Annotated in this window: 13 protein-coding genes; 6 read left to right on the top strand and 7 right to left on the bottom strand. The window is 35.2% G+C overall.

The window, feature by feature from the left end:
- Positions 1-131 precede the first annotated feature (131 nt).
- On the bottom strand, positions 132-1304 hold the full coding sequence (locus tag NZ579_07930; protein ID MCS7299863.1) for an N-acetylmuramoyl-L-alanine amidase: 1173 nt from the start codon (positions 1302-1304) through the stop codon (positions 132-134).
- Between the two features lie 159 nt (positions 1305-1463).
- Here NZ579_07930 and NZ579_07925 point away from each other — a divergent pair, with 159 nt between their 5' ends.
- The 3 genes from NZ579_07925 to NZ579_07915 are packed head-to-tail and all read left to right on the top strand — an operon-like array spanning position 1464 to position 3802.
- On the top strand, positions 1464-2138 hold the full coding sequence (locus NZ579_07925; protein MCS7299862.1) for a DUF3108 domain-containing protein: 675 nt from the start codon (positions 1464-1466) through the stop codon (positions 2136-2138).
- A 3-nt stretch (positions 2139-2141) separates the two neighbouring features.
- Positions 2142-3077 carry an ABC transporter ATP-binding protein gene (locus NZ579_07920; GenBank protein MCS7299861.1) on the top strand — a complete coding sequence of 312 codons (936 nt, stop codon included), beginning with the start codon at positions 2142-2144 and terminating at the stop codon, positions 3075-3077.
- Positions 3065-3802: an ABC transporter permease gene (locus tag NZ579_07915; GenBank protein ID MCS7299860.1), complete on the top strand. Its 738-nt coding sequence runs from the start codon at positions 3065-3067 to the stop codon at positions 3800-3802. The genes NZ579_07920 and NZ579_07915 overlap by 13 nt, the downstream gene beginning before the upstream one ends.
- Positions 3803-3890: 88 nt before the next feature.
- On the opposite strand, the gene NZ579_07910 is transcribed toward NZ579_07915, so the two are convergent.
- From NZ579_07910 to accC, 3 genes are all read right to left on the bottom strand, one after another.
- Positions 3891-4421, bottom strand: a complete 531-nt coding sequence (locus NZ579_07910) for a hypothetical protein (protein MCS7299859.1) — start codon at positions 4419-4421, stop codon at positions 3891-3893.
- A gap of 83 nt (positions 4422-4504) precedes the next feature.
- Positions 4505-4789: a hypothetical protein gene (locus tag NZ579_07905; protein MCS7299858.1), complete on the bottom strand. Its 285-nt coding sequence runs from the start codon at positions 4787-4789 to the stop codon at positions 4505-4507.
- A 5-nt stretch (positions 4790-4794) separates the two neighbouring features.
- Positions 4795-6129 carry an acetyl-CoA carboxylase biotin carboxylase subunit gene (gene accC / locus NZ579_07900; protein MCS7299857.1) on the bottom strand — a complete coding sequence of 445 codons (1335 nt, stop codon included), beginning with the start codon at positions 6127-6129 and terminating at the stop codon, positions 4795-4797.
- Between the two features lie 253 nt (positions 6130-6382).
- On the opposite strand from accC, the gene NZ579_07895 reads away from it, so the two are divergent.
- Positions 6383-7285, top strand: a complete 903-nt coding sequence (locus tag NZ579_07895; GenBank protein ID MCS7299856.1) for a cysteine synthase family protein — start codon at positions 6383-6385, stop codon at positions 7283-7285.
- Between the two features lie 9 nt (positions 7286-7294).
- Positions 7295-7693, top strand: coding sequence for a M67 family metallopeptidase (locus tag NZ579_07890; GenBank protein MCS7299855.1), 399 nt, complete (start codon positions 7295-7297; stop codon positions 7691-7693).
- Positions 7694-8053: 360 nt separating this feature from the next.
- Here NZ579_07890 and NZ579_07885 read toward each other — a convergent pair whose 3' ends face one another.
- From NZ579_07885 to NZ579_07875, 3 genes are read right to left on the bottom strand one after another with little or no spacing between them, the layout of a single operon-like run.
- On the bottom strand, positions 8054-8902 hold the full coding sequence (locus NZ579_07885) for a metal ABC transporter permease (protein ID MCS7299854.1): 849 nt from the start codon (positions 8900-8902) through the stop codon (positions 8054-8056).
- A 3-nt stretch (positions 8903-8905) separates the two neighbouring features.
- Positions 8906-9628 (bottom strand): ABC transporter ATP-binding protein, encoded by a 723-nt coding sequence (locus tag NZ579_07880; protein MCS7299853.1) that lies wholly within the window; start codon positions 9626-9628, stop codon positions 8906-8908.
- Positions 9629-9632: 4 nt separating this feature from the next.
- Entirely contained in the window at positions 9633-10502 is an 870-nt protein-coding gene (locus NZ579_07875; GenBank protein ID MCS7299852.1) for a zinc ABC transporter substrate-binding protein, read from the bottom strand.
- Between the two features lie 230 nt (positions 10503-10732).
- Between NZ579_07875 and NZ579_07870 the strand changes: the two genes are divergently transcribed.
- The coding region (locus tag NZ579_07870) for a hypothetical protein (protein ID MCS7299851.1) at positions 10733-11002 on the top strand (270 nt) is incomplete at its 3' end.

Genomic DNA, 11002 nt, shown 5'->3' with positions numbered 1-11002 from the left:
AGCAAGAGGTGTGATATACTAAAAATATCCATCTCCATAACCTTAAACTATTTTATGAAGCATCTATCAAAAAATTTTAGACTTTATTGCCTGACTGATGAAAAGCGAGATCTTCTCGTAGATATGGTATTTTATCTTGGCATCGTAAAGCCCCTTGTTTGATTATATTCCTCTATAAACTTATCTATGCCATTTGCTAAAGATTTAGCAAACGAAGAAATATACTCCTTTGATGAAATTATTCTTGATTCGTCAGGGTTGGATATATATCCTATTTCAAGAAGAATTGAAGGTATTGGGATATATTTTATCACATAGAAAGGAGCTCCCTTCACAACAGGAGAAAATGTATTCATGGACCTTGATATGTTTTCACTTAATATCCTGCTCTCTTCCATCAGTGCAACACTTCTTATCTTTCCGATTACTTTCTCAAGTTCGCTAACCTGTCTTACCTCTTCTTTAGGTATGAACGAATTTTCAAAAACCAAAACCTCCCTAGCATTATCATCAACTGCCTGGTCGCTAACATAATATATCTCAAAACCTCTTTTACTCTTTATTGGAGACGCATTCTGATGAACACTTATGAATATTCCATATCCTTGAGTTCTCTTAAGTAGGTTATTAGCTATTTTTACTCTCTGTTCAAGTGTAAGATAGGTATCGGAATTTCTTGTTAGGACAATATCTATACCCCTTTGGTGTAGAATACTAGTAAGTTCTGCGGCAATTGCTCTTGCATAAGTTAAATTGAGTTCTTTTTCTTTAAAACCATTATGAATAGCACCGGGGTCCTTACCACCATGCCCGGCATCTATTATGATGAATTTTATAGGTGTGAAATTAGTAGGTATTTCCGATAGAGTTGTCATATCAGTTCTAAAATTTGTTTGAGTAGAAACTCTGTTAGTATTTTCTATAGTTGTTGAAGATGACTGTTGTGTCCTGGCAGTTGAAAAGTTGATTATCCTACATTCTATCTTGAGGAATGATACTATGCTATCAACTACACTCAAAGGTAGGTAGTAGTTATAATTACTCCTAATCAATCCACCAAGGAATGGCATCACAAAATTTGAGTTTAGAATATAGAACTCTCTATCCTCAAAAAATTCAATAACATTGGTTGAGAATCTAACAACGATCTTTGATCTGTAAGGATCATACTCAAGTTTTCCTTTGAGTGTTTCTGCGAATGAGAATATTTCAATTACATTGTTCGTAAGGTAGAATGTATTTGAAAACGATGGGGAGAATGTGCCAAATACTAGAAGAATTATGAAAAGCAATCTCAAAAACATACAGTTATTCTAAAAGATGTCTAACATCTATTATAAAGTTTGAATAATAACTGATGTTGTTCAGAAGGTATTACTGTTTTCATTGAATTGTTGTGTAGCCTAGAATTTCTAACCTACAGTTCCAAATCATTCATAATCTATGGCTCCAAGAGGTTATGTATGAATTCATTGTTCAAGATGTTCTATATAATACTCATATCCATATTGTGTTTAGGTGGGTATAGTCAAGTAACACAACTAAAATACTACTTTTCTGTTCTAGGAATAAGGTCTGGTGAGGCAATTATAAAGGTTCAACAAACTACTACAAATATCATAATAACTTCAAAAATTAAGACATATCCGGGGATTGGGGTTTTCGTAAGTGTTGACGATACTGTTAGATCTTATATTGATAAAAACACACTAAAAACCATAAGAAGAGATACCATAAGTTTAGGTGGTTCATTTAAGGATACTAACTCTGCAGTCTTTGACCGAACTAATAACTTGATAGTAATAGATAGTGTCAAGTTTGGCAGGATTGAGATATACAACACTAACGATATTATAAACGATCTGGCAACTGAAGTTTATAGGAGAACTCTAGGTACTAACATACATAAGCAATTTGAGGTTGCGTTTCTAGAGGTAACGAACGCTAGGTTTATTACTCTCTCAAACCAAACTGGATACATGTTCTTGATAAAAGAGGTAAATGATAGTTTTGTTGAATTCACTAATATGAACAATTATTTGGTTCTTAATAAAGCGAGCATACCTGTTTTTTATGTCTTCCCATTCGGTAACATAAGTTTGTATGTGGAACTTGCTAGTATTGGTTTTGCTAAGTAGTCTATGGTAATAGTTGAAGTAAAGAACTTATACAAGTCTTATCCTAATGTTGTAGCATTAAAGAATGTAAGTGTGAGTATAAATAGAGGGGAGTGTGTTGGCTTTCTAGGTCCTAATGGTGCTGGTAAAACAACTCTTGTGAAGGCTATTATAGGTCTTGTTAAGGTTGATAGAGGTGATATAACTGTTATGGGACTTCCTGTGAAGACAAGACTTAAGGAAATAAAAAGATACATAGGTGTAGCACCTCAAGAGAATAGTCTTGACGGTGATGTTTCAGTGCTTGACAATCTAATACTTTTTGGTGAATTGTTTGGAATATCAACAAATGTCTTAAAAGAGAGAGCAATTAAACTACTAGAAGAACTTGAGATGATAGAGAAAATTAACGAAGAGGTAGAACATCTTTCAGGTGGAATGAAGAGAAAACTTATGATAGCTAGGGCATTGATAAACGACCCTGACATAGTTATACTAGATGAGCCTACTGTAGGACTGGACCCTGAGATAAGAAAGAATATTTGGGATAAAATAGTTTCTCTAAAGGAGAGAGGTAAAACAATAATTTTAACAACTCACTACCTTGATGAAGCACAGTCACTGTGTGATAGAATTTTTATCATGAATAGAGGAGAGATAATAGAGAGTGGTGATCCTGAAACTCTCATAAAAAAATATCTACCTAAATACACCGTTGAGATATACCCGAAAGTTAATATTCCAGAAAAAATTCAGAATATCAAGAAAATAGAGTTTGAAAACCATTTACTTATCTTCACAGACACTCCATCGGATGTTAAGTCTCTATTTGGCGACAAGGATATAAGAAAGTTCAATATTAGGAACTCAAACCTTGAAGATCTGTTTTTCATACTCACTGGTAAAGGTTTTGATAATGACTTGGATAAGTCTAATTCGGGGGAGTTATGGAATGGGTAGTTATACTGAAAAGAAACTTTATCGCTTGGAGCAAGACTTGGTACAGTGTAATATTTAGCTCTCTAGAGATACTAATATTCATACTGGGTTTTGGAATTGGTCTTAATACGATAGTCGGTGAGGTGAATGGTGTGAAATACATTGATTTTATCCTACCTAGCGTAGTTATCATACCTTCTATGAATAATGGATTTTTTGAGACAACCTATAACTCATTCTCAAAGATGTATTATAGAAAGATGTTTCATGCTTACTTAAACACACCAGCGGGAGTGATTGATATATATCTCGGGGAATTGCTTTGGGCAGTGATAAGGGGGCTTATATCTTCAGCGATAAGTATTATAATGCTATCTATTTCTGGTCTTGTTGAGATTTCTCTTATCAAGATACTAACTCTATTTGCCCTTTCTGCACTTGTGGGAATATGTTTTAGTAGTCTCGGATTGCTTCTAACTGCTATTGCGCCTTCTATCAACTTCTTTGACTACTTTTTCTATGTTTACATAAGTCCTATTATGTTTCTTTCAGGAACATTCTTCCCTTTAGATGTATTTCCAGATGTGTTTGAAGGTATTGCGTTTGCAGTTTCTCCTTTATACCATGGGCTTGAGATGTTTAGAAATGGTGGTGTAAACCTTGCTAACTTGGTTTATTTAATAATATTTACGGTAGTTTTAGTAGTAGCAGGTATCAAGGCACTAAATAGGAGACTAATAGATTGATTTGAGTAGTATCTTGATTAACAATAAAGTTCATTGAATTCAGTTTCGGATTTGGACTTTATGGAGTAGTGAATTAAGAGAGTTTAATCTAGGTTTTTGTTTGTATTTCTTTATAGTAAATAGGTAATACCTCAAGATAGTTTGAAAATTCACTTTTGTTGGTTTTTTCAAGGACCAGATTTAATATCATATCCGTAGGTAGATAGTCAAAATTTAGAGTTATTAGACCGACTCTTTCAACCATATCTCTACAACCTATAGAAACGATCAAGTCTTCCATTTTCAAGACTTGCATTATCTCATCCTCTCCGACTAGTTCCAAAGTCTCAATATCTGGACGCTTGACAAGGAATTTATTTGCTCTACCATCAAACAAAATTACCGGTTTCTTGAAAGGAAAATTTTTGTAGACTACTTCAATTAGGGAGAATGAAACTATTTTTGCGCCAGTAGTTTGTGAGATTGTTCTTGCAACTGAGACAGCATTTCTAACTGATGTGAAAGGGCCTGGACCAATGGAAACTGCAACAACATCTATTTTTTTGTTTTCAATTTCCCCTTTAGAAAACAAACTCTCAAGTTCTATCCAAAAGTTGGAAGAGGAGTTGTACTTTGACATAAAAGAATTTGAGTGAAAACTATTTTCATCAATAAGAGCAATAGAAAAAGCCCTAAGATAGGAGGTATCAATGAGGAGTATTTTCATAACTTAAGGTTCTTCATTTTATCGTTTATACTGTCTATGAAGTTTTTTATGTTTTGAAGGGGAGGAATATTTTTGTCCTTTGAGTTACCTAATAGGAATGCTAGACCTCCGACGATGAGGAGCAGTATGAAGACTCCAAATCCAAGGAATATTATAATCAATACCGACAGCACCGCTATGGTAGTATAAATTAAGCCCCATAAATTATTAGAAACGAAGTTTCTCAGTTCGGAGTTTATATTACTTTTCTGTTCCGTTGTTGTATTGTTTCTTTTTCTCATAACTTTCACATACTGAAGTTCTCAAGAAATCTAGTTGTGTGTGTTCCGCTTAAGAATACAGGGTGTTCTAGAACTTTTGAGTGGAATGGTATAGTTGTTGGTATTCCTTCAATCGTGAATTCACTTAATGCACGTTTGGCTCTGTTTATCACTTCATTTCTATTTTTACCCCAGACTATAAGTTTAGCAACCATAGAGTCGTAATACATAGGTATTTCGTAGCCTTGATAGATATGTGTATCAACTCTTACTCCGTATCCTCCGGGTAAGTGTAAAACCTTTATCTGACCTGGTGAAGGTCTAAATTCATTGAAAGGATCTTCTGCGTTTATTCTAAACTCCATAGCATGTCCGTTCATCTTTATATCCTCTTGCTTTACAGACAACTTCTCTCCAAGACAGACCAACATCTGTTCTCTAATCAGATCATATCCAGTAACTTCTTCTGTAACAGGGTGTTCAACCTGTATTCTTGTATTGACTTCCATAAAATAGAAGTTACCATCCTGATCCATAATAAACTCCATCGTCCCTGCACCAACGTATCCAATTGAACTTACAGCGTGTGTTACAATACTTGATATTTTTTGTCTTTGTTCTTCAGTGATGGTAGGACCAGGTGCCTCTTCTATCAGTTTCTGGTGTTTTCTCTGTATTGAGCAATCTCTCTCACCAAAGGATACTGCGTTTCCATATTTATCGCCGATGAACTGTATCTCTATGTGTTTTGGATTTTGAACATACTTTTCAATATACACACCTGGGTTACCGAATGCTGCTTGAGCCTCGGCTTGCGTAAGTGGTAGGAGTTTCTTAAGGTCATCCGCAGAGTAGCATATTCTCATACCTTTACCACCGCCTCCAGCAGTGGCTTTTATTATCACTGGGTAGCCTATACTTCGAGCAACTTCTAGTGCTTCATCAACATTGCTTATTACACCTTCACTACCTGGAACAGTAGGAACGTTGAACTTCTTCATCGTGTTTTTCGCAGTTGATTTATCACCCATCAGTGATATAACCTCTGGTGAAGGGCCTAGAAATGTGATACCATGATTTTTGCATATTTCCGAAAATTTTGCGTTTTCAGACAAAAATCCATACCCAGGGTGTATAGCATTAGCACCTAGTATAGTCGCCGCACTTATTAGACTCGGTATGTTTAAGTATGAATCCTTACTGTAAGGACCTCCTATACATATGTCCTCGTCTGCAAGTTTTCTGTGTAATGAGTCTTTGTCTGCTTCGGAATAGACGGCTACTGTCTTAAAGCCCAACTCCTTGCAGGTTCTTATGACCCTAACAGCAATCTCACCTCTATTGGCTATCAAGACTTTCATCTCAACACCTCCAACATACTAACAATTTCTAGTTTGCAACATCACTCAAAAGACTAATCTATTATAAAAGTCATCAGTCTTACGATTCTAGATAATTTCAAACTTGAATCATTTAAATCTAGAATTGAAGAAATAAAACATAGCATTAATGGGTTTTATAAAGTTTGCTTTAGGAGTTGGGAGTCTATTAGGTCATAATTAAGTTGAATAAGGAAAAATTTTACAAATAAAATTTTGTTTGAAAAATTTATTTATGGTTGACACTTTGAGATTGATTGGCAACACTCCACTTTTGAGGATTGAGCCTTGGTATAGAGAAATAAGTAGAAATGTTGAAATATACGCGAAACTGGAGTTTTTCAACCCTGGTGGTTCTGTCAAGGACAGACCAGCGTATTTCATAATATCGGACTTGGAGAAGCGAGGAGTAATTACCAAAGATAAAATACTCATAGACGCCACTTCTGGTAATACTGGTATCGCTTATGCTATGATATGTTCAATTAAGGGCTATCCAATAACACTAGTCGTTCCCGCTAACGCTAGTGAGGAGAGAAAGAAAATCCTTAAGATGCTAGGTGCTAATGTTATATATTCTGACCCACTTGAGGGAACCGATGGTTCTCAAGATGTAGTTGAGGAGATTGTTAGGAAAAATCCTGATAAATACATACTACTTGATCAATACAACAACAAAAATAACTATCTTGCGCACTATAATACTACTGCAGTTGAAATAATATCTCAAACGAGAGGAAGGATAACTCACTTTGTAAGTTCGGTTGGAACTAGTGGGACCTTTGTTGGAACATCAAAGCGACTGAAGGAATTTAATCCTTTTATAAGGACCTACACTGTTGAACCTGATTCAGAATATCATGGCATTGAAGGTGTTAAGCACCTTGCGTCATCAAAGGTTCCCGGTATATTTGACCATTCACTAGTTGATGGTAAGTTTTTTGTTTCTACTGAGAATGCTTACAGTATGGTTAGAGAGTTTTCAAGAAGGTATGGTCTTATCATAGGTCCTTCGTCAGGAATGAATTTATGCGCTGCTTTTGAGTTAGCAAAAACATTAGACAGTGGAGTTATTGTCACTGTGTTTCCAGATTCAATAAGTAGGTATTTCAGCAATCATGCTTTGTGGAATTGGTAGGAGGATTTTATGAAGGTCAAGAGAGAAGTATATGAAAAGATGATAGAGATAACAAGAAAGCATATACCTTATGAGGCTTGTGGTGTTCTTTCAGGACTAGGTGATACGGTTGATGAGGTTATAGAGATGGAGAACATAGCAAAGAGTGAGACATTTTTTGAGATGGATCCAGTTCAACTTATGAATGTCCTTGATGATATTGATAACAAAGGAAAGGATTTCATAGGTGTTTTTCACTCTCATCCTATTACAAACCCATACCCATCCAAAACAGACCTTGAGAGAAATGAAATAATAGACCATGTGATTTTCGTGATAACATCCTTGAGAAACGGAACTCCAGAACTCAAGGCTTATACAATAAAGGATAAAGTCGTAAAGGAAGTTGAAATAAACGTTATTGATTAAGAAAATCAATCCAGCAAAGTATAGAATCTCATTAATAACTTTCAAAGTTTTGTAAAGAAACTAAAGGTAGTATAGTTTAATATTTGAAGTATTATTTCTGAATATCAAATATAACAGGTTCTAATCTCCGTAGAAGCGCAAGCAAGAGTATGGAATTTGATTGCTAAACACTTTTTTGCTACTTAAACCTTTGGTTCAGTATAGTACTTGTTAGCCTTGAAGACTTAATTTATTCAAAACCCCTATCAGGAAGAGAATTTTCTCGGTTCTTGCAGAGACTATGGGGAAAGGAAAGAATTACATCTAATTCTTAGTTTTGAAAGTAGTAGTTTTGTTTGCTTTAGGTATCACTGTGAGTGTTTAGTAGTTTCTTAATTTAACCAATCCTCTAGAGAGCAAAGTGAGTATATATCCTGCTCCAAGTAAGATAGTTATAGTTACACCTGTTGGTATGTCTAGTTCAAAACTTATGAACAAGCCTAGTAATTGTGATAGCATAGCGATGAGTATTGAGGATAATATTATCGCTGAAATTCTCTTTGAGAACATATTTGAGATTGCTGAAGGTAGAGTAATCAGTGCTATTGCAAGGATTGTTCCCACAATCTTTACCATTAAGAATACCGTTAGCGATATAAGTAGTATCAGTATAGTTAATAAGAGTTTAGGATTGATACCCCTTGTGATTGAGAAGTCTTTGTCAAAACTTACCAGTACAAGTTGGTGGAAGAATAGTGAAACCACAGTTAGGACTACTAGAGATATTAATACCACATACCATACATCCTCTACTGATACGAGTAAGATGTTACCAAATAGATAACTTGAAAGGTCAGTGTAGCGCGGTGTGAAGTAAGCGAATATTATACCAATAGACATTCCTATTATCCATACAGCACTTATTGCTGTATCAACTCTCTCTCTTCCCCAGAGATAAAAGAGAGATATTATAAGTCCAGAAAGTGTAGCAAATATTAAGCCTCCAAGCGAGGGAGTAATCAAACTTGTTTCAAAGACGGTGCTCAAGTATATTGCAATGCCGATACCTCCCAGAACAGAATGACTTATAGCACCTGCTATATAACTCATCCTATTGACTACGACGAAAGTCCCTACAATCCCAATCGGAATGCTAGAAATTATGGATAGAACGATAGTGTTCCTGATGAAAGAAAAGTTTTGGTCAAAGATAGTAGAAAAAAATTCCATAAACTATTCTCCATGGATAACTTTTTTATCTGTTTTTGAATGTCCGAAGAGTAATGCCAAAGCCTCATCTGGTCTAGAATTGTGTTCTACTATACTACCATTATTCACGCAGAATGTTCTGTCAGTAAGATTATTGACGAATCCCGTGTCGTGCGTTATGACAATAATAGTTCTACTTCCTTTTAGTTCTGATAGTATTTCAAATATTACTCCCTCTCCCTTCACATCTATATTTGAGGAAGGTTCATCAAGTATAAGTATAGGAGGAGATGAAACTAACGCTCTTGCTAGCAAGGTCTTCTGTTGCTGTCCTCCAGAAAGTGAGAAGAAATGTTGTTTTCTTAAGTTGTATAAGCCAAACCTTTTTAAGATCTCTTCTACTCTCTTTCTATCAGGGTTTGATACAATTCCTAGAGGTCTAACGAGTCCTCCTATAACTACTTCTTCAACGCTTATTGGAAACTGAACATCAAAATTACCAACCTGTGGAATATATCCAAAGAAACCGCTAAATCTCATTGGTTCTAGTCCATATACCTTTATATTCCCACTATTTGGTTTTAGAATGCCTAGAATGAGTTTAACGAAAGTTGTCTTACCTGTACCGTTAGGTCCTACAACTGTGATAAATTCACTTTCGTAAATCTTAAGACTAACTTCGTTTAGTATGTTGTTGTTCTTGTCATATCCGAAACTTACTCTATCAAACTCTACTGCTACTTTCATCTTTCTAATTATAACTCTCTCTTATGAGAATAGCAATCTTCCTCATATTCTCTATATACTCGTAATCAACATGGTCAATTTCAACAACTTTACCTCCTATTTCATTTGCTATTATTCTGGCACTATTTTGCGAGAACACAGGTTGCGTAAAGACAATTTTAATGTTGTTTCTCTTTGCTTCTTCTATTATCATACGCAATTCCTTTGGTGTTGGTTCTTTTCCCTCTTGTTCTATCGCTATTTCATAAACGTCGTAATCTCTCTCAAAATATCTGAATGTGGAGTGAAAAACCATAAACTTTTTACCTCTCACAGGTTCAAGTATCTGCTTGAGTTCTTGGTGAAGTTTGTCAAGGTCTTCCAGTAATTTTTGATAGTTCTTTTGGTAAAAATCCTTGTTCTGTGGGTCAATCCTCACAACTTCCTCATACACATTTTTTGCTACTATTTTCATATTCAACGGAGATGTCCATATATGCGGGTCAAATCTTCCATGGTGATGATGAGAAGAATGGTGATGTCTATGCCTGTATCTCAATTTATAGACGCCAGCGGATACATCAACAATCCTCAAGTTAGGAAAAGTTCCTCTGACTTTATCAAGTATATTCTTTTCGGCATCACCAAAACTCAAGGAGAAATATACACTAGCCTCGCCTATTTTCTTTAAAAGCGACGGAGTGATCTCAAATGTGTGGTAATCTCTACCTTTATCTACAACTGATATTACTTCAAACTTATCTCCAACAATCTTATCAACAACCCACTTTTGAGGTAGTATGGTAGTGAATATAACTTTCTTCGTTTCAGAAAATACTTGCGGAGAAATAAGAATAGTTAGAAGTATCAAAATTAGCTTCATTAGCCTCTCCATAACGTTCCCCTAAATCCATATCCTATGGACTAGGATTATGAATGACAACACCTACGGATACAAGTTAGAGTTTTATTGAGAGTAACTTAAAAAGTTAATTCGGTAAGAGATAACATTGGAAAGTATTCTTCAAGACTACGAGTATCCATACATTCCTTGAACAGCTATGCGATTTCTATTGAAACTCTATCTTGAATGTAGTATAATTCATACATCAAGGAGGGTAGCCTATGAGAGTTATAGTGATGGTAATGTTAACAATTCTATCAGTAGTTCTAACGGGCTGTGTACCTACGCTTATTATTCCATCAATGTCACAAGTTTATCACAAGGACAATGTTTATATTGGTGCTTCAATAGGTTATCCAGCGGTCACACAAGTTGAAGCGAATGTTTGGGTCTCAAAACAACCAGATATTGATATTGGAATATCTGGTGCTAGATATAGTGAAACTAGTTATAGTATTATATCGTTTAGTCCATATGTAAGATATTGGATA

This window comes from Spirochaetota bacterium, assembly GCA_025061835.1.
Lineage (GTDB): Bacteria > Spirochaetota > Brevinematia > DTOW01 > DTOW01 > SKYB106.
This window is presented reverse-complemented; position numbering and strand designations above follow the sequence as displayed.

Excerpts from the sequence above, each read along its gene's own strand:
- NZ579_07930 (MCS7299863.1), bottom strand. The coding sequence starts at position 1,304 with ATGTTTTTGAGATTGCTTTTCATAATTCTTCTAGTATTTGGCACATTC.
- NZ579_07925 (MCS7299862.1), top strand. The coding sequence starts at position 1,464 with ATGAATTCATTGTTCAAGATGTTCTATATAATACTCATATCCATATTG.
- NZ579_07920 (MCS7299861.1), top strand. The coding sequence starts at position 2,142 with ATGGTAATAGTTGAAGTAAAGAACTTATACAAGTCTTATCCTAATGTT.
- NZ579_07915 (MCS7299860.1), top strand. The coding sequence starts at position 3,065 with ATGGAATGGGTAGTTATACTGAAAAGAAACTTTATCGCTTGGAGCAAG.
- NZ579_07910 (MCS7299859.1), bottom strand. The coding sequence starts at position 4,421 with ATGTCAAAGTACAACTCCTCTTCCAACTTTTGGATAGAACTTGAGAGT.
- NZ579_07905 (MCS7299858.1), bottom strand. The coding sequence starts at position 4,789 with ATGAGAAAAAGAAACAATACAACAACGGAACAGAAAAGTAATATAAAC.
- accC (MCS7299857.1), bottom strand. The coding sequence starts at position 6,129 with ATGAAAGTCTTGATAGCCAATAGAGGTGAGATTGCTGTTAGGGTCATA.
- NZ579_07895 (MCS7299856.1), top strand. The coding sequence starts at position 6,383 with ATGGTTGACACTTTGAGATTGATTGGCAACACTCCACTTTTGAGGATT.
- NZ579_07890 (MCS7299855.1), top strand. The coding sequence starts at position 7,295 with ATGAAGGTCAAGAGAGAAGTATATGAAAAGATGATAGAGATAACAAGA.
- NZ579_07885 (MCS7299854.1), bottom strand. The coding sequence starts at position 8,902 with ATGGAATTTTTTTCTACTATCTTTGACCAAAACTTTTCTTTCATCAGG.
- NZ579_07880 (MCS7299853.1), bottom strand. The coding sequence starts at position 9,628 with ATGAAAGTAGCAGTAGAGTTTGATAGAGTAAGTTTCGGATATGACAAG.
- NZ579_07875 (MCS7299852.1), bottom strand. The coding sequence starts at position 10,502 with ATGGAGAGGCTAATGAAGCTAATTTTGATACTTCTAACTATTCTTATT.